14 protein-coding genes are annotated in these 22,337 nt (G+C 62.4%); 11 read left to right on the top strand and 3 right to left on the bottom strand.

Annotated elements, in window-relative coordinates; all coding sequences use genetic code 11:
* Positions 1-297 precede the first annotated feature (297 nt).
* The 6 genes from JFV30_RS28555 (at position 298) to JFV30_RS28580 (ending at position 10,883) form a co-directional block, all read left to right on the top strand.
* Positions 298-1,749, top strand: a complete 1,452-nt coding sequence (locus tag JFV30_RS28555) for an alanine/glycine:cation symporter family protein (protein ID WP_201125728.1) — start codon at positions 298-300, stop codon at positions 1,747-1,749.
* A gap of 86 nt (positions 1,750-1,835) precedes the next feature.
* The gene (locus JFV30_RS28560) at positions 1,836-2,822 is read left to right on the top strand and encodes an asparaginase (protein ID WP_201125729.1); all 987 of its coding nucleotides are present in this window, start codon (positions 1,836-1,838) and stop codon (positions 2,820-2,822) included.
* A 50-nt stretch (positions 2,823-2,872) separates the two neighbouring features.
* Positions 2,873-3,865: an AraC family transcriptional regulator gene (locus JFV30_RS28565; protein WP_201125730.1), complete on the top strand. Its 993-nt coding sequence runs from the start codon at positions 2,873-2,875 to the stop codon at positions 3,863-3,865.
* Positions 3,866-3,998: 133 nt separating this feature from the next.
* Positions 3,999-5,033: a histone deacetylase family protein gene (locus tag JFV30_RS28570; RefSeq protein WP_201125731.1), complete on the top strand. Its 1,035-nt coding sequence runs from the start codon at positions 3,999-4,001 to the stop codon at positions 5,031-5,033.
* Positions 5,030-6,121, top strand: coding sequence for a polyamine ABC transporter substrate-binding protein (locus JFV30_RS28575; RefSeq protein ID WP_201125732.1), 1,092 nt, complete (start codon positions 5,030-5,032; stop codon positions 6,119-6,121). Before JFV30_RS28570 ends, JFV30_RS28575 begins: the two co-directional genes overlap by 4 nt.
* A gap of 124 nt (positions 6,122-6,245) precedes the next feature.
* Entirely contained in the window at positions 6,246-10,883 is a 4,638-nt protein-coding gene (locus JFV30_RS28580; protein WP_201125733.1) for a dermonecrotic toxin domain-containing protein, read from the top strand.
* A gap of 6 nt (positions 10,884-10,889) precedes the next feature.
* On the opposite strand, the gene pdxR is transcribed toward JFV30_RS28580, so the two are convergent.
* Complete coding sequence (gene pdxR / locus JFV30_RS28585) at positions 10,890-12,437, bottom strand: MocR-like pyridoxine biosynthesis transcription factor PdxR (RefSeq protein WP_201125734.1); 1,548 nt, start codon at positions 12,435-12,437, stop codon at positions 10,890-10,892.
* Positions 12,438-12,541: 104 nt separating this feature from the next.
* Here pdxR and JFV30_RS28590 point away from each other — a divergent pair, with 104 nt between their 5' ends.
* The 5 genes from JFV30_RS28590 to JFV30_RS28610 all read left to right on the top strand — a co-directional run bounded on the left by JFV30_RS28590 (position 12,542) and on the right by JFV30_RS28610 (position 18,900).
* Positions 12,542-13,177, top strand: coding sequence for an FMN-binding negative transcriptional regulator (locus JFV30_RS28590; protein WP_201125735.1), 636 nt, complete (start codon positions 12,542-12,544; stop codon positions 13,175-13,177).
* Complete coding sequence (locus tag JFV30_RS28595) at positions 13,174-13,620, top strand: GNAT family N-acetyltransferase (protein ID WP_201125736.1); 447 nt, start codon at positions 13,174-13,176, stop codon at positions 13,618-13,620. Before JFV30_RS28590 ends, JFV30_RS28595 begins: the two co-directional genes overlap by 4 nt.
* A gap of 10 nt (positions 13,621-13,630) precedes the next feature.
* A complete protein-coding gene (locus tag JFV30_RS28600; protein WP_201125737.1) occupies positions 13,631-14,302 on the top strand; it encodes a GNAT family N-acetyltransferase in 672 nt (223 codons plus the stop codon).
* A gap of 209 nt (positions 14,303-14,511) precedes the next feature.
* On the top strand, positions 14,512-17,484 hold the full coding sequence (locus tag JFV30_RS28605; RefSeq protein ID WP_201125738.1) for an autotransporter outer membrane beta-barrel domain-containing protein: 2,973 nt from the start codon (positions 14,512-14,514) through the stop codon (positions 17,482-17,484).
* A gap of 111 nt (positions 17,485-17,595) precedes the next feature.
* Entirely contained in the window at positions 17,596-18,900 is a 1,305-nt protein-coding gene (locus tag JFV30_RS28610) for an autotransporter outer membrane beta-barrel domain-containing protein (RefSeq protein ID WP_201125739.1), read from the top strand.
* Positions 18,901-18,970: 70 nt separating this feature from the next.
* Here the strand turns inward: JFV30_RS28610 and oadA are convergent, their stop codons facing one another.
* Positions 18,971-20,779: a sodium-extruding oxaloacetate decarboxylase subunit alpha gene (oadA, locus tag JFV30_RS28615; protein ID WP_010168367.1), complete on the bottom strand. Its 1,809-nt coding sequence runs from the start codon at positions 20,777-20,779 to the stop codon at positions 18,971-18,973.
* A gap of 11 nt (positions 20,780-20,790) precedes the next feature.
* Complete coding sequence (locus JFV30_RS28620; protein WP_003213442.1) at positions 20,791-22,206, bottom strand: acetyl-CoA carboxylase biotin carboxylase subunit; 1,416 nt, start codon at positions 22,204-22,206, stop codon at positions 20,791-20,793.
* Between the last annotated feature and the right edge of the window lie 131 nt (positions 22,207-22,337).

The raw sequence follows: 22,337 nt of genomic DNA on the forward strand, positions 1-22,337 counted from the left end.
AGGTTGTGAAATGACGCCAATAAAAACTCCAAGATCGCCCAGCAAACCCGCCTTGCCCGTAACGCCTTGGCTGAAACCTTTAATCGCCTCGTGCAGACGGATCACACACTCCTAGGTATAGTGCCGCCCCTCTTCGCGTCAGCGGTCGTCGGTAACGAGACCCTGGGAAGCGCGAAACCGCATGAATAACAACACCCGCAAAAGGATTGGGGTCGAAGCGTCGTGCACTGCCTGGTGCTAAACGATGCGTCGGACCGTCCTGCGTTTGCCATTAGAAAAATCAGCGAGGAACACTCCATGCTAGAAGTCATCAACGACTTCCTCTCAGGGAAAGTATTGATCGTGCTCATTGTCGGGCTCGGTGGTTACTTCACGATCCGCTCGCGTTTCGTTCAGTTGCGTCACTTTTTCCACATGTTTTCGGTGTTTCGCGACAGCCTGAAAAGCAGCACCGGCCAACTCAGCTCGTTCCAGGCGCTGATGCTCAGCCTCGCCGGGCGCGTGGGTGCCGGCAACATCGCAGGCGTCGGCATTGCCGTGACCCTGGGTGGCCCGGGCGCCGTGTTCTGGATGTGGGTTACCGCACTGGTGGGCATGTCTTCGAGCTTTATCGAGTGCTCCCTCGGCCAGCTCTACAAGCGCACCGACGCTGAAGGCACCTACCGTGGCGGCCCGGCTTACTACATTCAGCACGGCCTGCAAAAACGCTGGCTGGGCATGGTGATGGCGTTCCTGCTGCTGGTGACCTTCGGTTTCGCCTTCAACGGTCTGCAAGCCCACGCCGTGACTCACTCGCTGAACAATGCGTTTGGCCTGGACACCACCTACACCGGCCTGGCCCTGGCCGTGCTGCTGGGCCTGGTGTTCATCGGCGGGATCAAGCGTATCGCCTCGATCGCCGACCTGCTGGTACCGGTCAAGACCCTGGTCTACATCGCCGTGACCCTGTACGTGATCGTGCTGCAATTCGACCACGTGCCGGCCATGCTCGCGACCATCGTCAAGAGCGCTTTCGGCCTCGACCAAGCCTTCGGTGGCCTGGTGGGCAGCGCGATCATCATGGGCGTGAAACGCGGCGTGTTCGCCAACGAAGCCGGCCTGGGCAGTGCGCCTAACGTGGCCGCAGTGGCCTCGGTTGAACACCCGATCGCCCAAGGCGTGGTGCAAGCGTTCAGCGTATTCCTCGACACCTTCGTGATCTGCACCTGCACCGCGTTGCTGATCCTGCTATCCGGTTTCTACACCCCGGGCTTCGAAGGCGACGGCATTGCCCTGACCCAGAACTCCCTGGCGGCGGTGGTCGGTGACTGGGGCCGGATGTTCATCTCGGTGGCCCTGGCGTTGTTCGTGTTCACCTCGATCATGTACAACTACTACCTCGGCGAGAGCAACCTGCGCTTCATTGTGGGCGACAACCGCAAGGTGTTGATGGGCTACCGCGCGCTGGTGCTGGTGCTGATTTTCTGGGGTTCCATCGAGAACCTCGGCACCGTGTTCGCCTTCGCCGACATCACCATGACCATGCTCGCGTTCGTCAACCTGTTCGCCTTGGCGTTCCTGTTCAAGATCGCCATGCGCATCCTGAACGACTACGACGGCCAGCGCGCGGCGGGCATCAAGACCCCGGTGTTTGATTCCAGCAAGTTCCCGGACCTGGACCTGGACCGCAAGGCCTGGCCGGCGAATCCGGTGAAGCCTGAGCCAGCCGCTCAAGCAACAGCAGAGCTGAACGCTCAAGCGCAGCGCTAAGCGTCGCACGCCTAGATAGATGACACGCCGCCCGGCCTTGGGCATGCTCTGGGCCCGGCGGCGTTTTTCGTTCAGGAGATTCTTCGATGTCCCCAGCTACTAACATCATGGTGCTCTACACCGGTGGCACCATCGGCATGCAGGCCAGCGCCAACGGCCTGGCACCCGCTTCGGGTTTTGAAGCGCGCATGAGCGAGTTCCTCGCCAGCCAACCCCATATAAACGTCCCTGCCTGGCGCTTCCGGGAAATGTCGCCGCTGATCGACAGCGCCAACATGACGCCCGCCTACTGGCAGCGCTTGCGTGTGGCGGTGATCGAAGCGGTGGATGCCGGCTGCGACGCCGTGCTGATCCTGCACGGCACCGACACCCTGGCCTACAGCGCGGCGGCCATGAGCTTCCAGTTGCTGGGCTTGCCGGCGCCGGTGCTGTTTACCGGCTCGATGCTGCCCGCCGGCGTACCCGACAGCGATGCCTGGGAAAACGTCAGCGGCGCGCTGGTGGCCTTGGGCGAAGGCCTGGCGCCGGGCGTGCAGCTGTACTTCCACGGCACGCTGATGGCGCCGACCCGGTGCGCGAAGATTCGCAGTTTTGGTCGCCATCCGTTTGCCGCGTTGCAGCGCAATGGCGGCGTGGCCAAGGCGGATCATCTTCCCGCCGCGCTGGATTACCGTCACGACAAGACCCTGGCCAACGTCGGCGTGCTGCCGCTGGTGCCTGGCATCGCCGCGCAGCAACTGGATGCCCTGGTCGACAGCGGTATTCAAGCGCTGGTGCTGGAATGCTTCGGCAGTGGCACTGGCCCCAGCGACAACCCCGAGTTCCTTGCCAGCCTCCAGCGCGCGCAGGACCAGGGCGTGGTCGTCGTCGCCATCACCCAGTGCCATGAAGGCGGCGTAGAGCTGGATGTGTACGAAGCCGGCAGCCGCTTGCGCGGCGTGGGCGTACTGTCTGGCGGCGGCATGACCCGCGAAGCGGTGTTCGGCAAGCTCAATGCGCTGATTGGCGCCGGACTGGGGAATGCCGAAATCCGGCGCCTGGTGGAGCTCGACCTGTGTGGCGAGCTGAGCTGACCGGCATATAACTTGCTCCGCTTCCAGCCATCCCCTGGCTGGAAGCACCCATGCTGCACTCCCACCTCACCACCCTCAACGCCGTCTCCCTGGTGCTTGGCACCTTCAAGGACCAGGGCCTGCCCGGCGACGCGTTGCTCGAAGGCAGCGGCATCTGCCCGGCGGACTTGAGCCGTGCCGACACGCGCATCACCACCAACCAGGAGATGCGCGTGTGTGCCAATGCCGTGGCGCTGCAGCGGGATATCGGCCTGGAACTGGGCCGGCGCATGCACGTTTCGTCCTACGGCATGCTCGGCTACGCCCTGCTCACCAGTGCCACCTTCGGTGACGCTTTACGTTTGGCCCTGCGTTATCCGGCGCTGTTGGGAACACTTTTCGAGCTGAGCCTGGTGGAGGACGGCGAGCGCATCTGGTTCAGCGCCAGTGATTATCGGGAGAACCCGGCGCTGGAAACCTTCAATGTCGAGTTCTGCCTGGTCTCATTGAAAGTCATCTGCGACGACCTGCTCGGCCATCCGCTGCCATTGCGCGGTGCGCGCTTTGAATACGACGCGCCGGACTATCAGGCGCGTTACCGCGAGCGCTTCGACTGCCCGTTGCAGTTTCAAGCCACCGCCAATGCCTTTGCGTTCGACAAGCACTGGCTGGACCAGCCATTACCCCTGGCCGACGCCGTCACCCACCAGGCCATGGCCGAGCGTTGCCGCAAGCAGAACCTGGAGTTCACCGGGCGCCAGGCGTGGCTGGGCCGGATTCGCCACGTGCTCGCCAGCCAATTGCAGTCGGCGCCGGGCCTTGAGGGGTTGGCCCAACAGATGAACTGCTCGGCACGCACCTTGCGCCGGCACCTGCACGACCAGGGTTGCAGCTACCAGGAACTGCTCGACGAGCTACGCTTCGAGCGGGCCAAGCAGCTGCTGGGCGAGGACGAGCTGCCGATCTACCGGATTGCCGAAGCACTGGGGTTTAGTGAAACCGCAAGTTTCCGCCACGCGTTTGTGCGCTGGAGCGGCGTGGCGCCGAGCCAATTTCGCGCATGACGCCCCATTGAGGGGCGAATTGCGGTCACACACATTGGCCGTATTTATCCCCTTTTGGCCGCTCCTGCCGTTCTCATAAACCCCGCCCGCCGCAAGACTGCCTGCACCGATACAGCCTGCGGAGAACAACAATATGCTGACGATCTACTCGGACGATCACCACCTGCACCACGGCCGCTGCGAACTGATGGACGGGCAACTGATGCCCTGCTTTGAAATGCCCTCCCGCGCCGACCATGTGCTGCAACGGGTCCAGGACCGCGAACTGGGCCCGGTGCACGCGCCGGTGGATTTTGGCCTGGTGCCACTGCAACGCATTCACAGCGCGGCCTACCTGGACTTCTTCAAGGGCGCCTGGCAACGCTGGACAGCATTCAACCAGGACGGCGACTTGCTGCCCTACACCTGGCCCGCCCGCACCTTGCGCAAGGTGATCCCCACCAGCCTGCACGGCCAACTCGGCTATTACAGCTTCGACGGCGGCGCGCCCATTACCGCCGGCACCTGGCAAGCGGCCTACAGCGCAGCGCAGGTTGCACTGACCGCCCAACAGGCCATCCAGCAAGGCGCCCGCAGTGCGTTCGCCCTGTGTCGACCGCCTGGCCATCACGCCGCCAGCGACTTGATGGGCGGCTATTGCTACCTCAATAACGCCGCCATCGCCGCCCAGGCGTTTCTCGACCAGGGCCACAAGAAGGTCGCGATCCTTGACGTGGATTACCACCACGGCAACGGCACCCAATCGATTTTCTATGAGCGCAGCGATGTGCTGTTCACCTCGATTCACGGCCACCCGGAAGCGGAGTTCCCGTTCTTCCTCGGTTATGCCGATGAGCTGGGGGAAGGCCCGGGTGAAGGGTTCAACTTCAACTATCCGCTGCCAGCCGGTTCGGGCTGGGCTACCTGGAGCGCGGCGCTGGAGCAGGCCTGCGATCAAATCCAGCGCTATGGCGCCGACGTCGTGGTGGTGTCTTTGGGCGTCGACACGTTCAAGGACGACCCCATCTCGCAGTTCAAGCTCGACAGCCCGGACTACCTCGCCATGGGCGCCCGCATCGCCCAACTGGGCAAGCCGACCCTGTTTGTGATGGAAGGCGGTTACGCCGTCGAAGAAATCGGCATCAACGCCGTCAACGTTCTGGAAGGTTTTGAGGGGGCAGCATCATGAACATGCTCAAGCATCTGGTCCTGTGCGCCGCAGTGTTCAGCGGCGTGGCACACGCCGAAGAAACCACCTTGCGGGTCTACAACTGGTTCGACTACATCACCCCCAAGGCCCTGGAAGACTTCAAGGCCCAGAACCCCAGGATCAAACTGGTCTACGACATTTTCGACACCAACGAAGCCCTGGAAGCCAAGCTGCTCACCGGTAACTCCGGCTACGACGTGGTGGTGCCGTCCAACGTGTTCCTGGCCAAGCAGATCGAAGCCTCGGTGTTCCAGCCCCTGGACCGCAGCAAGCTGCCCAACTGGAACCACCTCGATCCCAAGCTGATGAAGCTGATCGAGGCCAACGATCCCGGCAACAAATTCGCCGTGCCCTACATGTACGGCACCATCCTCATCGGCTTCAACCCGGACAAGGTCAAGGCTGCGCTGGGCGCCAATGCACCGGTGGACAGCTGGGACCTGATCTTCAACGAAGAGAACATCAGCAAGCTCAAACAGTGCGGCGTGGCCCTGCTGGACTCACCGTCGGAAATTCTGCCGCTGGCCCTGCAACACCTCGGGCTGGACCCCAACAGCAGCGACCCCAAGGACTACGTGAAAGCCGAAGCCTTGCTGATGAAGATCCGTCCGTACATCACCTACTTCCACTCCTCCAAATACATGGCGGACATCGCCAACGGCGACATCTGTGTAGCGGTCGGTTATTCCGGCAGCTTCTCCCAGGCCGCCAACCGCGCCAAAGAAGCGAAGAACGGCGTGACCGTGGACATGCGCCTGCCCAAGGAAGGCGCCCCGATCTGGTTCGACATGCTCGCAATTCCCAAAGGCGCCAAAGACCCGGAGGACGCCTACACCTTCATCAACTACTTGCTGCAACCCGGGGTGATTGCACCGATCAGCGACTTTGTCGGCTACCCCAACCCCAACAAGGACGCCACCAACCTGGTGGACCCGGCGATCCGCAACAACCCCAACCTGTACCCCACCGAAGCGGCCATGGCCACGCTCTACACCTTGAAACCCCTGGGCCGTGATGCCGAACGCGCCCGCACCCGGGCCTGGACCAAGATCAAGTCCGGGACCTGACGCACCTGTGGCGAGGGCACTGGGTCCCTCGCCACACGCTGCACAGTTAACTACCACCCGCCCCCGGCAGGCACCGCTACTTTCTGGCAATCCGATCGCTCTTCTGCCAGCAAGGAATGCCTGCATGCCCCAGCCCTCCACCGAACAAGAATCCCTCAACGGCAATTCGCTGCTGACCCAACTGACCACCGGCCCGTCCATCCGCGAAGTGGCTGCAAAAATTTTGCGGCCGGCGTTGAAGGAGCTGTATCCCGAACTGGATATCGACCCGGACCTGGCCGTTGTCGTCTCGCCAGTCTGGTTAATCGTCAATGACCAGGTCGTGCCCGGCTTGCCCCATCACGAATCGCTCACCGGCGCACTCGCACGGCGCGCCGTTTCCGAAAAGCCCCTGACCTACATCGACGGTGAGCACTACCTGACCGACCGCGCCACCAGCGGCCCGGACATCCACCTGCCGGTGCGTATCGACGCCATCGCCCGGCTGATCAATGAATGTGCTCCGCTGCTGTTCATCGCGTATCAGGAACAACAACTGGAGTTCTGGAACCAGACCGATGGCCCCCGGGGCACTCGCTGGCAGGCCTTCGCCAACGCCTTGCGCAATGCCTGGGATATCAAGGACTCCGTGGGTTGGGGCGAGGACGAATGTGCCATGGCGAAGAACGTATTCCTGTACCCGGATTACGCCGTGCGCCTGCCCAATGACAAATACCGCACCCGGGCCTACCTGATCGACATTGATATCGACAAAGGTCCCCATACCCGACACATCAGCCTCGCCGCGCTCGCCATCCTGATCGGCACCCATGACCAACACACGATGATCCTCACGTACTCGATTGCCAACGGGTACCAACCGTTCGACAGCCTGGACGACCTGGGCAAGGCGCTGGTCCTGCAAGCGACCAACCCCGAGGATAAAGCGCTGCAATGGCGGCTCTACGAACCCCAGGGGGATTTTTTCGAGTACCAGGCGTGCGCCCTTATCGGCCTGCAGCTCGATGCCATTGGTAGAATCGCCCCGGGGACCCCGTCCCTGGGGACCAACGATGAGATCGCCGAGCGTGGACAACTGGAATTCGGGCAGTTGTCATCAGACGACAGGGACAAGCTGGAAAAAATCAGCGATGCCCTGCCCGACTGGTTGAACACCGCAAGCTCTGCCGACCTGTCCCGCTATAGCCGCTACCTGTTCGACATCGCCACCCTCAATACCCGCACCGGCAATAAAACCTACCAGGACAGTATTCCACTGATTGGTGACTACGCCCTGCAGGCCATCGCCGACGCCATGGCCAAGACCCTGACACCCGCCCAGAAAACCGACCTGGGCCTGGTGGCAAATGGTACTCAACTCAGCCAGCAACTGATGCTCAAGCTCAGGCACGTGCAAATTACCGTGACCAGCCAGGTCGTCTGGGGGTTATTCACCGCCCCCGGCCTGACCAGCACCGTCACCTTCAGCCTCGAAGAACTGGCCCTGCAAAACCTGATCGCGCTGCCGTTGGGGAACAAGGTCGCGCAGTACAACGATGGTCGTAGCGTGCCGACCTGGATGAGCGTGACGTTCCTGCAAGACCTGATCACCCAAGTGAACATTGGCGATCAATATCCCAAGCTGGTCAAAACCACCCTGCTCGACGACCCGGTGCAGTCACTGGCGCGGCAAACCCTCTATACCGATCAACTGCGCCTGCAACTGCCGTTGCTGGCGCTGCAATACAAGATCCGCAGCCAGTACGGTGTGGATGAACAAGGCTACCGTTATGTCTGCGCGGCCATGGCATCCGACCCCAACCTGCGCCGCGTGAACGGCTACACCGTGGTCATTCGGCCCCTGGCGTTTATTCCCACGCGCCGCACCAGTCAGGCCGCCGATCAGGTCAGCAACATGTTCGTCATAGGCCCGCAGAACCCGGCCAACGGCCCCTGCCTCTTGTATCGCCCCCAGGCCACGAGACAGTTGATGCAGTTTGCCTCACCGAACAACCTGATTTACGCCATCAAACAATCCACCGAACTGCGCGAGCCGGTGTTGGCCTGGCTACCCGACAGCGTGCGTTCCGACTACGCACAGTTTGTATTTCCCGGCGCCCTCCTTGCTTCGCCCAGGACCTTGTCCACGCTGGTGGTAGAGCCGTGGCTGGCGTTGAGCATGACCGGGCCGGTCATTCTCGGCAGCCAGACCCTCCACGACGACGATTTGGCGGCGCTGTTCACCGCCAACGCGAAGGCACTGGTGGACCTCGCCGACAAGCAGTCAGTGTCCAACGCAGAATCCCGCTGGGAAAGTTTCAAACGGGCCGGCTGGATGATCTTCAATGCCGCCCTGCCCTTTTTGGGCAAAACTGTCGGCACGGCCGCCTGGGTCGGCCAACTGATCAATGATGTACAGGAAGCCATCGACGCCAGCGAACGTGGCGACAGCGAGGTCAAATGGTCCGCCTTGACCGACATTTTCCTCAACCTGGGCATGGCCCTGGCGTTGCACCTGGCCAGCCGACAACCGACGGTTGTGCAGACCGGGAAACCCGTCGTGGGCGCTCCGGAAACGCTCCCCACGACCGAGACGGCAAGCCAACTGCCCACGACTCAACTACCGGATATCCAGACACCCGACCTGCCCGGCGGCCACGAGCTTTCGCTGCACACCCTCGGCGCCTTGACCCGCAAGCCATTGAGCCTGAAAAAGACCCTCGACAGCTTCAGCGTCACGCGCCCCGAAACACTGGGCGCGCAGCAAACCCAGCCTGGCTCGCACCAGCACCTCTACCCTCTCAATGATCAGTGGTATGCCCCGGTGGGCGAACGCTGGTTCAAGGTACAAGTGGACGAAAACGATACGGTGCTGATCATCGACGCCAAACAGCCCGAGCGCCTGGGCCCGGTGTTGGTCAACAACCGCGTGGGCCAATGGTTTATCGATACACGCCTGCGCCTGCGCGGCGCAGGGTTTCGCAGCCGGATGAAGAAAGGCCAGCGGCTCAAACCCGTCACGATTACCGGGCTGCGTGAACAACTGGAGGCGTTCGACCGCCAGGAAGCCAAAGAAAGTGCCGCGCTCGAGGCCGCCCGTAGCGTCAGCAGAGCCGCATCACCCGGCACGTCCGCCAGCGCACTCACCACCTTCATTGCCACGCTGGATAAACGTCGGGGGGAGTACGACGCACCGATCGCCCAACTGAAGTCATTGAACCTGCTCGACGCTGTGCCGGACTATTCGAAGCGCATGCTCAGGTACCTGGAAAGCCAGTTGCTCATTGCACAAGCTGGCATCAACGAACAAGTGACGGATTTCCAAAAAGACCTGGCCGCCAGTGGACAGGGTATGGACAGTGACCCGCAGGAAGTCTTCGCCCGTCGGCGCGTGGCCGATAAAACCCTGAACATGATCACCCAATTGGAATACGTTCGTTCGCGCTTCAAGTACCTCAGGGAACTGGGCGCCGAGGGGGTAAAGCTGGAACTGCGCACCCGCGAAAACCTGCCGCAGTTTGACCTGGATGACTTGAAGGGTTTCCGTATTTCACTGGCTCGCACCCTGTGCCTCCAGGAGAACAGCACCGCAGACATGACTGAAGCGCGCAACAGCATCAACGATATTGTCCTGGCCGCCCAACTCGCCGTCCAGAGTTCCCGTGACCTGATGGAGACGCGGGCTGAACTTGACCTGGACGCACACATCGAGGCGCTGGATGACGTCGCCGATCAATTTATCGTGATCAACCAGAATCTGCTGGATCTGCCAGGCGAGTACCCCGAGCTGATAGTGAAGGATTCAGTGGAGGACCTGCGCAAACAGATCGACGAATACGCCCAACGGGCCATGCAGTCTCTGAGCGCTGCGCTGCGCGAACGCAAAGCCCAGGACGCCAGAGCCGAGGCAGACGCGTCATCAAGCGCATCTGCCCGGCCCAAAAAGACCGTCATCAAGACTCGCTTCAAGGGTGTGGTCGTCGGTGAACCTCGCGAAAACGATCCCGACTTTGTAGACATCAAGGAACCCCTGACCCATAAGGTCATTGCCACCTTTCACAAAAAGGATTCAGGCAACTGGGTAGAACATGCGCACCCGTCCCCGCCCGCCACTCGCGCACCTGCCGTAAGCGTGCCCAACAGCCTGAAAGAGGCCCAGGCATTGCTGGACGATGTCGATGCTTTTATCGAGCGTACCACCGCAAAGGCTGACCAACCCCAACGGCTGCCGGTGGAGATCGAGGAAAAATTCGAGCGCCGGGCGCAAACCCTGGAACAGGCCAAGCGCGGCGTCGAGCAAGCCGCCAACGCCACTAACGAAACCGACAATATCGCCTCCGAGGCGATGAACCGACAACTTGATGAGGCCGTGAAAAAGCTCTACCGCACAGGTCGCCGCGTCAGGCTCGACATGCTCAAGAATCGCCTGCCCACGGCCGCCCATATAGAACTGTTGTCCACCGAAGGAGAGGTGACCATTCATGCGTCAGGCGTTCGCCGGAGGCTCAAAGGCCCGAAAAAGGATTTCATGCAGGAGTACGAGATACGCGACCAGAAAACCAGCCGGGCGCTGTGGTATGCCCACTTTCACTACGCAAGCCTGAATGCGCCCAACGAGGCATACATTGTGGCCCACCTGAAAAGCCTGGAACAACGCCGGCTAGGGGGCGCCTTCGAAGAATATGAAGGCATGCCCGTACAGCTACGCCGGGCCATCTATCGCGCCAAAATCGGCCCGCACCTGGCTCGGTCATTGTTCTTGAGCAAGGCGCCCGCCACCTGAGCCGGGTTATTGCCAGGCCAGGCGCAACCGTGCCAGCGCCTGGCTGATCTGCGCCTCGGGCACGGCCGCGAAGCCCAACACCAGGCCGGCACGCCGATCCTCCAGCGTGACGGAATCCGGCAACCAATAATTGCTCAGGCCGTTGATTTCCACCCCGACGCCAGCCGCTTTCGCGATCAATGCCTGCTCGCGCTCCAGCCCTTGCACCGGTATCGTCAAATGCAGCCCCGCCGCCACCGCTGGCACACTGCCCACACCGTCGACACCCTGTGGCCATTCGGCCAGTAACGCGTTGCGCCGGCTCAAGGCGGCGCGACGCATGCGCCGCACATGCCGCTGGAAGTGCCCAGAGGCCATGAATTCGGCCATCACCGCCTGGGTGCTGACCTCGGAATGGCGCACATCCACCGCCCGGCGCCGGGCGAAGGGCTGCACCAGTGCCATCGGCAGCACCAGGTAACCCAGGCGCAACGCCGGAAACGCGACCTTGCCGAACGTGCCGACATAGAGCACTCGCCCACTGCGATCCAGCGCCGCCAGCGGCGCCAACGGCGCGCCGCTGTAGCGGTATTCGCCGTCGTAGTCGTCCTCGATGATCCAGCCGCCGGTGCGCTCGGCCCAGGCCAGCAATTCCAGGCGCCGGGCCAGGCTCATGACCACGCCCATCGGGTATTGGTGCGAGGGCGTGACATAGGCCAGGCGGCAACTGTCGATGGCGTTCAGCGCCGAGCAATCAATGCCTTCACTGTCCACTGCCACCCCGTGGAGTTTTGCCCCGGCAAGTGCGAACGCATGGCCTGCCGCACGGTAACCCGGGTTTTCCACCGCCACCCCATCCCCCGGCGCCACCAGCAGCTGTGCACAAAGGCTGATTGCCTGCTGCGCGCCGCTGGTGATCACTATTTGTTCAGCAGTGCAGTGCATGCCCCGGGAACTGCGCAAATAGGCAGCGATCAGCCCCCGCAAGCGCTCATCCCCTGCCGGGTCGCCATAGCACAGCTGCTGCAGGTCCGGCTTGCGCCAGAAAGCCGCATTCAGCTTGGCCCAGACGTCGAAGGGAAACAGGTCGAACGCCGGAATACCCACCCGAAACGCCCGTGGAGGACCGGTCGGCGGCAACGGCAAATGGTTGTTTTCTACCCGCCCCAGCGCCGCACTGTGGATAACTTGACTGGATGAAATCACAGGTAAATCCGGGCATTTTGTGGATAAACCTGGGGATAAGCCTGTTGATAAGCCTGTGGATACTTTTGTGGATAGTTTTTTTGAGCTGAGGGGTGTCTGCGGCAGTTGCGCCACATAGGTGCCATCGCCCACCCGCCCTTCGATGAAGCCTTCGGCATACAGCTGGTCGTAGGCGCGAACCACGCTGTTACGGGAAATCGACAGCGCCGCTGCCAGGTCACGGCTGGCCGGCAGCCGGGTGCCACTGACCAGCCGCCCGTCCAGTACCCGCTGGCGCAGGGCCTGGTACAGCTGGCGTGTGAGGCCCTGGCGGCGATCCAGCTCGATGCCGGCAGGGTTGAACGACAGCGGCGGCTCTAACGGCGGCATGGCACACGCTCCGGCAAATTGGACCTATGAAATGGAGCACAGATGGCTCTTACATCGAACCAATAGCCTGCCTAGGATGCAGGCATTCGCCAAGGAAAATCTTCATGTACACACCACGCGCCTTTGCCCTCGATGACTTGCCCGAAATCCAGCAACTGATCCAGCACACCCGCCTGGCGCAGTTGATCACCTTTGGCGAGCAAGGCCTGCAGGTCAGTCACTTGCCGCTGCTGCTGAATCCCGACGAAGGCCCCAACGGCACGCTGTACGGGCACCTGGCCAAAGCCAACCGGCAGTGGCAAGACTTGCAGAACGGCAGCGAGGCCCTGGTGGTTTTTGCCGGCGCCGAGGCCTACATCAGCCCGGCGTTTTACCCGGCCAAGGCCGAACACGGCAAAGTCGTGCCGACCTGGAACTACATCGCGGTACATGCCTACGGCACCGCCGACGTCTTCACCGACGCCGACCGCCTGCTCAGCCTGGTCACCGCCCTGACGGACCGCCACGAATCCCCGCGCGCCCAGCCATGGAAAGTCAGCGACGCCCCGGCCGACTACATCGACGGGAGGCTCAAGGCCATTGTCGGCTTTGCCCTGCCGATCCAGCGCCTGGAAGGCAAGCGCAAACTCAGCCAGAACCGCAGTGCCGCCGACATTGCCGGTGTTCGCGAAGGACTGGCGGCCAGCACCGACGTACGCGACCAGACCCTCGCCCGCTTTATTCCCAAGGAGCCAACATGAGCCAGATCGAGATCCGCCCAGTCACTGCCGCCGACCACGCCGCGTGGCTGCCCCTGTGGCAGGCCTACCTGCGCTTCTACAATAACGAGTTGCCGGACGCCGTCAGCCAGAGCACCTGGCAACGCCTGATCGACGCCAATGAGCCCACCCATTCGGCCCTGGCCTGGCAGGACGGCAAGGCCGTGGGTATGGTCAACTTCATCTACCACCGTTCCAATTGGAGCATCGAAAACTCCTGCTACCTGCAGGACCTGTTGGTAGACCCGGACCAGCGCGGCACCGGGGTGGGTCGCAAACTGATCGAATTCGTCTACGCCACCGCCAAGGCGGACGGCTGCTGCAAAGTCCACTGGCTGACCCACGAGACCAACGCCACCGCCATCCAGCTGTACGAACGCATTGCCGAACGCCCCGGCTTTATCCAGTTTCGCAAAGGTCTTTAAGGAGAGCAGCATGTCGACATCATTGGCCGATTGGAAAGGCGTTCCGGCGCCCACCGTCACCCTTATCGAAGGGCGCTTCGTGCGCCTGGAAAAACTCGACCCGGCCCGCCATGGCGATGACCTGTTCAACGCCCTGCAAGGCCCCGGTGCTGATCCGAAGTTGTGGGACTACTTGCCCTACGGCCCGTTCCCCGAGCGCGCCGCCTTCGATGCCTGGCTGAACAACCATGCGACCCACAACGACCCGTACTTCTTCAGCGTGATCGACAAGGCCAGCGGCGACGTGCAAGGCATCCTCAGCCTGATGTCCATCGTGCCCGAGCAGGGCCGCATCGAAATCGGCCACGTGACCTTCGGTGCACCGATGCAACGCTCGCCGAAAAGCACCGAGGCGGTGTACCTGCTGGCCAAACATTCGTTTGAGCTGGGCAATCGCCGGCTGGAGTGGAAGTGCAACAACGCCAACGCCCGCTCCAAAAGCGCGGCAGAGCGATTGGGATTCAGTTTTGAAGGCGTGTTTCGCCAACACACCGTAGTGAAAGGAAAGAACCGCGATACGGCGTGGTATTCGATCCTGGATGGGGAATGGCCGGCGATTGGAGCAGGGTTTGAGCAGTGGTTGTCGGATGAAAACCAGGCAGGTTCGGGCCAACTGAAGACGCTGGTGGAGTGCCGAGCCTGAATCTGTAAAACACCACCCATCCCTGTAGGAGTCGGGCTTGCCCGCGATGGCGGTGGTTCAGACGATGAATATGTCGACTGACACACCCCAATCGCGGGCAAGCCCGGCTCCCACATTGGCCCCACTGCCTGCTGTCACCTCCCCGCCATCATTCTGTAAAAAACCTCCGCTATACAGGTCGACTCTTTCTAAAAACAAGGTCGCCCGCCATGCCCCCGTCACCTCAGCGCCTCGCACTCACCCTTGGCCTGCTGGTAAGCAGCGGCTTTGCTGACGCAGCCCCCGCTCCGCCCAAGACGTTGCAGATCGACACCCCGACCACCACCGGTCAAACCCTGGGTGGCAGCGACTCGCTGACGATTTCGGCGCCGGGCAGCATCACCACCTCCAAAGTCGCCGTTACCCTGGCGCGCAGCACCAGCGGTGCCGGCGTGGTGATCGACAACTCCGGCAAAATCACTTCCACCGGCGGCCGCGCCATCGACAGCAACGGTGACCTCACCGGCACGCGCAATTACACCCTCTACAACCGTGCCGGCGGTGTGATCCAGGGCGCCAACGACGCGCTGCGCATCGACAGCAACTTCGCCAGCGGCAGCTTGTTGATCGACAACAGCGGCACCATTCGCTCCACCACTGGCCAAGGGCTGGACCTGGATGCGGTCCGCAGCCCCAACGTCACGACCACTATCATCAACCGCCTGGGCGGGTTGATTCGCGGCGATGCCAGCGACGGCATGAAGACCGGTGCCAACGCCACCATCACCAACTACGGCGAGATTTCCACCGGCGATACCCACTCGCGCGATGACAAGTTCGACGGTGTCGACATCGACTCCGCCACCGGGGTGACGGTCACCAACTACGGCCTGATTTCCGGCGGCCGCCACGGCATCACCACCGACCTGGGCGCCACGCTGACCAACTACGGCACGGTGATCGGCCGCAACGGCTCGGGCTTTGGCTCCGACGGCGACGGCACGGTGATCAACTACGGCACCATCACGGGTGCCTACTCCGGGCTGCAACCCGATGGCGACGGTGACGGCGTGGACATCGACAAGATCGCCCACATCGAAAACTACGGGATCATCCAGGGTGTGGGCGCCGGCGGCGTCGACAAGAACGGCTTTGCCAACGGCAGCGAAGGCATCGCCCTCGGCGGTGGCTACGTGTTCAACGGTGCGGGCGCGCTGGTGAGCGGCGCCAACAACGCCGTACTGGTGGACGATGGCAGCGACGGCCCGGGACTTGCCGCGACTACCCTGATCAACCACGGCACCATCCAGGGCCTGAACGGCTTCGGCGTGAAGTTCGTCGGCGAATTTGCCGACACGGTGGTCAACGCCGGCTTGATCAGCGGCAGCAACGGCCTGGCCCTGGATTTGGGCGGTGGCAATGACACGCTGACCCTGCTCGGCGGCAGCCGCTTCGTCGGTGTGGTGGACGGCGGCACCGGTTACGACCGCCTGACCATGGACGACACCGCCGGCGGCAGCTTTGGCGACAGCCGCAACTTCGAATGGCTGGACGTCAAGCAAGGCACCTGGACCCTCACCGGCAGCGGCGACTTCAGCGACGGCGGCGAGATTTTCAGCGGCGCCAGGCTGATCAACCAGGGCGGGATCGCCGGCAACCTGACCGTCGATGACGGCGGTATTTATGCCGGTGGCGGCAGCGTCGGCAGCCTGTTGGTCAAAGGCACCTTGCAGACCAACACGGCGCTCGGCACCGCCACTATCACCCGCGACCTGACCATGACCAGCGGCTCGACCCTGGCCTATGGCGTGAATGCCGATGGCAGCAGCGCACCGGTCCAGGTCGGTGGCACCGCCTACCTGAATGGCGCGACCCTGGCGATCAATCCCGGCACCGGCACCTACCCTTGGCAGAGCCACTACACGGTGCTGCAAGCCGGCAGTATCAACGGCACGTTCGGCAAGGTCACCAGCGACTATGCCTTCCTCACCCCGACCCTGGATTACAGCCCCACTCAGGTTGGCCTGACCTATACCCGCAACGACGTGGCCTTCAATCAGTTCGCCAACACCGGCAACGGCACCAGCGCCGCCAACGCCCTGGCGAGCCTGGGCAAGAACAACACGCTGTATAACGCCCTGCTCAACACCACCAACAGCAGCGCCGGTGCCGCCATCGAGCAACTCGCAGGCAGCAGCACCGCCAACCTGACCAGCGCCACCCTCGGCGCCAGCGCCCAGGTCGGCAGCAGCATGCTGAGCGCCATGCATCAATTGGGCGGCGGTGCCGGGTTGCTGGTGGGCCTTGATCAACAAGACACACCCGCATTGGCCGCCACCGGCGTACCCGCCGAGGCGCGCAACCTCAACGACCCCAACGCTCGCGGCCGCCTGTGGCTGCAAGGCATCGGCAGCTACGGCAAGCTCGACGGCGATCACGGCAGCAACGGCCTGACCCAGCGCACCAAGGGCAGCGTACTGGGCGCCGATTGGGCCGTGGATAGCGACTGGCGCGTAGGCGTGCTGGGCGGTTATTCGAAGACTGACCTGGACACCACCGGCGTCGACGGCAGCGTCGACAGCTGGCACGCGGGCATCTACGCCATGCGTCAAAGCGGCCCACTGGCCTTGCGCCTGGGCGCCGCGTACAGCGGGCACCAAGGCGACAGCAAGCGCACCGTGGCCTTCGACGGTTTCAGTGATCGCCTCAAAGGTGACTACGACGCCAACAGCCAGCAAGCCTTTGCCGAACTGGGCTACGCCATGGGCAGCGGGCGCTTGAGTGCCGAACCGTTCGCCAACCTCGGCTACCAGCGCTACCACCGCGACAGCTACAACGAAAAAGGCGGTGCCGCCGCCCTGCATGTCGATGGGCAAACCCAGGACAATTTCAGCAGCACCTTCGGCCTGCGACTGGCCCACCTGAGCCAACTGGACAACGGCGTCAGCCTCACGCCACGGGTCAGTGCCGGCTGGAAACACACCTACGGTGATGTGGACAGCAGCACGCGCCAGGCTTTCCTGATGGGTGGCACGGCGTTCAATGTCGAAGGCAGCGCTCTGGACCGCGACAGCCTGCTGTTGGAGGCCGGGCTGGATGTAGGCCTGTCGGCCCGCCATACGGTGGGTGTGGGCTACACCGGTGAAATCGGCAGTAACAGCCGCAATCACGGGCTGATCGGGCAATGGCAGATGAGTTTTTAATCGCCGCCCACTAGAGACTTCTCCCGCATACGAAGGGTTGGTAGCCTGACATTTATCTGCCCTTCACCTCGCTAAATTCCCGGCCTCATTCATCAATGAAGTCGGGTTCATATGCCGTTCATCAAGAAACAACTCGCGCTCGCCATCACCCTCACGATGGGTGCCACCAGCCTCCAATACGCTCAGGCACGGACAGAGATCGAGCCAGACAGTGAGTGGCTTATCCAGGCCCCCAGCCACAAGCCCCCCGCTCCGGCCAAGCCGAGCGAGGACTTTTACTTCGCCGACCACGCAACCACCCGTAATGGCCTGCACGTTGCCCACGTGCTGGATAACGCCGTGGATACGCTGCTGGCATCGGGCGAACTGAGCGAGTGGGAAGAATACCAACTTGAAAACTATGGCCGGGAGCTGGGCAACTTGCAGCCAGGGCGTGTGGGTGCGGTGCTTGAGCAACTGGCGGGCAGCCAGAATGCCAACCTGGCCACCGCCACTCAAAACAGCATGGAACAGCTGAACGCCAGCCTGCTTTCAGCCATGCGCCAGGTGAGCGACGACCGCGATTCGTCGGGCCATGGCCGCTTCTGGCTCCAGGGCCTGGGCAATGCCGGCAACCTCGAAGGGCAGCACGGCAGCCTCGGTTTGCAGCAACGTACCCAAGGCCTGGTGCTGGGTACCGACTGGGCCGTGGACCCTGCCTGGCGGGTGGGCGTGATGGGTGCCAAGTCCACCAGCGAACTGAGCGCCAACCGCTTCAGGGGCGAACTGGACAGCTGGCACCTGGGCGGGTACGCCGTGCGCCAGGACGGGCCGCTGGCACTGCGCCTGGGTGCGATCTACAGCAGCCATGCGGGCAAGAACAAACGCACCGTGGACTTTGATTTTATTGATTACCGCGAGCAGTCCACCGGTAAATACAACGCCCAGAGCCAAAACGCTTTTGCCGAGATGGGCTATCAGGTGAACGCGGGCAGCGTCAGTGTCGAACCCTTTGGCGGCGTCGGGTATCAGCGTTACCACCGCGACCGCTACAAGGAAAAAGGCGGTTTCACCGCGCTGAACGTCGGCGCCCAGACCCAGGAAAACCTCAGCAGCACCTTCGGTGTGCGCCTGGCCAGCGTCTACACCCTGGACAACGACATGGCCCTCAAACCCCACCTGAGCACCCGTTGGAAGCATCTCTATGGCGACGTGGACAGCAGCGTGCGCCACTCTTCCGCCTGGGTAAAACGACCGGGGTTCAACAGTGACTTCACGGTTGAAGGCACCGCCCTGGACCGTGACAGCCTGGCCTTGCACACCGGGCTGGACCTCGTGCTGTCGCCGCAACACACCGTGGGCCTGACCTACGCCTTCGAGGCTGGCAGCAACAGTCGCAACCAAGGGCTGACTGGCCAATGGACCCTGGCCTTCTGATTCGTGCAGGCGAAAAAAAAGGGGGCACATGCCCCCCCGAGGATTAAGCGGTAGTCTCGAAGGCTGTTAATCAGCCTTCGATTTCAATCAGGATCTCGCCCGGGTTGACCCGGTCGCCCTTGGCCACGTGAACGGCCGTGACCTTGCCGGCGATGGCTGCCTGCACTTCGGTCTCCATCTTCATCGCTTCAGTGATCAACACGGCCTGGCCGGCTTTCACCACGTCGCCTTCCTTGACCAGCACGTCGACGATGTTGCCCGGCATCGCCGTGCTGACATGGCCAGGCGCAGTGGCGTGCTTGCGCTTGCTGCCGCCGCTGCTGACGAACTCGTTGAGCGGTTCGAACACCACCTCTTCGGGCATGCCGTCGATCGACAGGTAGAAGTGGCGCTTGCCTTCGGCCTTGACGCCAACACCGGTGATGTCCACGCGGTAGCTTTCGCCGTGCACGTCGATCACGAACTCGGTTGGCACGCCTTCACCACCGGCGCGGGCCACGCCGCCGGCTTCAGGAATCGGCAACAGCACTTCAGGGCTCAAGGTGCCGGCGTCACGCTCTTCGAGGAACTTGCGCCCGATGTCCGGGAACATCGCGTAGGTCAGCACGTCTTCTTCGGACTTGGCCAACGCGCCGATTTCCCCGCGCAGCTTGGTCATTTCCGGCTTCAGCAGGTCGGCTGGGCGAACGTCGATCACCTCTTCGCTGCCGATGGCCTGGCGGCGCAGTTTTTCATTCACGGTGCCCGGCGCCTTGCCGTAGCCGCCTTGCAGGTACAACTTCACTTCGTTGGTGATGGTCTTGTAGCGCTCGCCGGCCAGCACGTTGAAGAACGCCTGGGTGCCGACGATCTGCGAAGTCGGAGTCACCAGCGGCGGGAAGCCGAGGTCTTCACGCACCCGCGGGATTTCCGCCAGCACTTCGCTCATGCGGTTCAGCGCGCCCTGCTCTTTCAACTGGTTGGCCAGGTTGGAAATCATCCCGCCCGGTACCTGGTTGACTTGCACGCGGGTGTCGACGGCGGTGAATTCGCTTTCGAACTGGTGGTACTTCTTGCGCACGGCGTAGAAGTACAGGCCGATTTCCTGCAGCAGTTCCAGGCTGAGGCCGGTGTCGAATTCGCTGCCTTTAAGGGCCGCGACCATCGACTCGGTGCCCGGGTGGCTGGTGCCCCAGGCGAAGCTGGAGATGGCGGTGTCGATATGGTCGGCACCGTTCTCGACGGCCTTGAGTTGGCACATCGACGCCAGGCCGGCGGTGTCGTGGGAGTGGATGAAGATCGGCAGGCTTTGCTCGGCCTTCAGCGCCTTGACCAGTTCGCCGGTGGCGTACGGGGTCAGCAGGCCGGCCATGTCCTTGATCGCCACCGAGTCGCAACCCATGGCTTCCATTTGTTTGGCCTGGGCCACAAACGCCTCGATGGTGTGCACCGGGCTGGTGGTGTAGGCAATGGTGCCCTGGGCGTGTTTGCCGGCGGCTTTTACCGCTTCGATGGCCACGCGCAGGTTACGCACGTCGTTCATGGCGTCGAAGATGCGGAACACGTCGATACCGTTGACGGCGGCCTTGGCGACGAAGGCTTTGACCACGTCGTCGCTGTAGTGGCGGTAGCCCAGCAGGTTCTGGCCACGCAGCAGCATTTGCAGGCGCGTGTTAGGCAGTGCCGCACGCAATTTGCGCAGGCGCTCCCACGGGTCTTCTTTCAGGAAGCGTACGCAGGCGTCGAAGGTCGCGCCGCCCCAGACTTCCAGGGACCAGTAGCCGACTTTGTCGAGCTTGTCGCAGATCGGCAGCATGTCGTCGGTACGCATGCGGGTCGCCAGCAACGATTGGTGGGCGTCGCGCAGGATGGTGTCGGTTACGAAGATCTTCTTGCTCATTCTTATATTCCTCACAGGCCTGCGTGGGCGGCGATGGCGGCGGCGATGGCCAGGGCCAGCTCTTCGGGTTTGCGCTTGATCGAGTAGTTGGTCAGCTCAGGGTGGCTTTCCACGAAACTGGTGTTGAACTGGCCGCTGCGGAATTCCGGGTTGCGCAGGATTTCCTGGTAATAGGCGGCGGTGGTCTTCACGCCTTGCAGGCGCATGTCGTCCAGGGCGCGCAGGCCACGGTCCATGGCCTCTTCCCAGGTCAACGCCCACACCACCAGCTTCAGGCACATCGAGTCGTAGAACGGCGGGATGGTGTAGCCGGTGTAGATCGCCGTGTCGGTACGCACGCCGGGACCGCCGGGCGCGTAGTAACGGGTGATCTTGCCGAAACTGGGCAGGAAGTTGTTCTTCGGGTCTTCGGCGTTGATGCGGAACTGCAACGCGAAACCCCGGTGCTGAATGTCTTCCTGCTTGACCGACAGCGGCAGGCCCGACGCGATGCGGATCTGCTCACGCACAATGTCGATGCCGGTGATTTCTTCGGTGATGGTGTGCTCCACCTGCACCCGGGTGTTCATTTCCATGAAGTACACCTCGCCCTCGGCGAGCAGGAACTCCACGGTGCCGGCGTTCTCGTAGCCCACCGCCTTGGCCGCGCGCACCGACAGGTCGCCGATGTAGGCGCGCTGTTCCGGGGTCAGTTGGGGGCTGGGGGCGATTTCGATCAGCTTCTGGTTACGACGCTGGATCGAGCAATCGCGCTCGAACAGATGCACCACATTGCCGAAGCTGTCACCCAGGATCTGCGCCTCGATGTGCTTGGGATTGACGATGCATTTTTCCAGGAAAACTTCCGCCGACCCGAACGCCTTGGTGGCCTCGGAAATCACACGGGGGAAGGCTTGTTCGAGTTCTTCACGGCTGTTGCAGCGTCGAATGCCGCGACCGCCACCACCGGAAGTGGCCTTGAGCATCACCGGGTAACCGATGCGGTCGCCTTCGGTCAGCGCCTCGGCGATGTCGGCAACGTTGCCTTCGGTGCCCGGGGTCACCGGCACGCCGGCCTTGATCATGCTGCGGCGGGCTTCGGTCTTGTCGCCCATGCGGCGAATCACTTCAGCCGACGGGCCGATGAATTTGATCCCGCGTTCGGCGCAAATATCTGCCAACTCGGCGTTTTCCGAGAGGAAGCCATAGCCGGGGTGCAGCGCGTCGCAACCGGTTTCCACCGCGAGGTTCACCAGCTTGCGCGGGTTCAGGTAACCGGCCAAGGGCTCGGCACCGATGCTGTGGGCCTCATCTGCGCGCTTTACATGCAGGGCATGGCGGTCGGCATCGGAATAGACCGCGACCGAACGAATGCCCATCTCGGCGCAGGCACGCACGATACGTACGGCAATCTCACCACGGTTGGCGATCAGGATCTTTTTTATCACTTGGAAATTCCCTTGAGCCGATTGCTACCTACTTCGACCCGATGGAACCGGGTCGGCGCGTGACCAAATGTTTCATGGCAGTCGCGTGACACACACTATGCCCCCGCAGGGATTAACAAAAATCAATAATA

The sequence above is a fragment of the Pseudomonas sp. TH32 genome, assembly GCF_016650855.1.
Classification (GTDB): Bacteria; Pseudomonadota; Gammaproteobacteria; order Pseudomonadales; family Pseudomonadaceae; genus Aquipseudomonas.

What these genes read in the sequence shown, in the direction of transcription:
- JFV30_RS28555 (WP_201125728.1), top strand. Translation starts at nt 298, where the DNA reads ATGCTAGAAGTCATCAACGACTTCCTCTCAGGGAAAGTATTGATCGTG.
- JFV30_RS28560 (WP_201125729.1), top strand. Translation starts at nt 1,836, where the DNA reads ATGTCCCCAGCTACTAACATCATGGTGCTCTACACCGGTGGCACCATC.
- JFV30_RS28565 (WP_201125730.1), top strand. Translation starts at nt 2,873, where the DNA reads ATGCTGCACTCCCACCTCACCACCCTCAACGCCGTCTCCCTGGTGCTT.
- JFV30_RS28570 (WP_201125731.1), top strand. Translation starts at nt 3,999, where the DNA reads ATGCTGACGATCTACTCGGACGATCACCACCTGCACCACGGCCGCTGC.
- JFV30_RS28575 (WP_201125732.1), top strand. Translation starts at nt 5,030, where the DNA reads ATGAACATGCTCAAGCATCTGGTCCTGTGCGCCGCAGTGTTCAGCGGC.
- JFV30_RS28580 (WP_201125733.1), top strand. Translation starts at nt 6,246, where the DNA reads ATGCCCCAGCCCTCCACCGAACAAGAATCCCTCAACGGCAATTCGCTG.
- pdxR (WP_201125734.1), bottom strand. Translation starts at nt 12,437, where the DNA reads ATGCCGCCGTTAGAGCCGCCGCTGTCGTTCAACCCTGCCGGCATCGAG.
- JFV30_RS28590 (WP_201125735.1), top strand. Translation starts at nt 12,542, where the DNA reads ATGTACACACCACGCGCCTTTGCCCTCGATGACTTGCCCGAAATCCAG.
- JFV30_RS28595 (WP_201125736.1), top strand. Translation starts at nt 13,174, where the DNA reads ATGAGCCAGATCGAGATCCGCCCAGTCACTGCCGCCGACCACGCCGCG.
- JFV30_RS28600 (WP_201125737.1), top strand. Translation starts at nt 13,631, where the DNA reads ATGTCGACATCATTGGCCGATTGGAAAGGCGTTCCGGCGCCCACCGTC.
- JFV30_RS28605 (WP_201125738.1), top strand. Translation starts at nt 14,512, where the DNA reads ATGCCCCCGTCACCTCAGCGCCTCGCACTCACCCTTGGCCTGCTGGTA.
- JFV30_RS28610 (WP_201125739.1), top strand. Translation starts at nt 17,596, where the DNA reads ATGCCGTTCATCAAGAAACAACTCGCGCTCGCCATCACCCTCACGATG.
- oadA (WP_010168367.1), bottom strand. Translation starts at nt 20,779, where the DNA reads ATGAGCAAGAAGATCTTCGTAACCGACACCATCCTGCGCGACGCCCAC.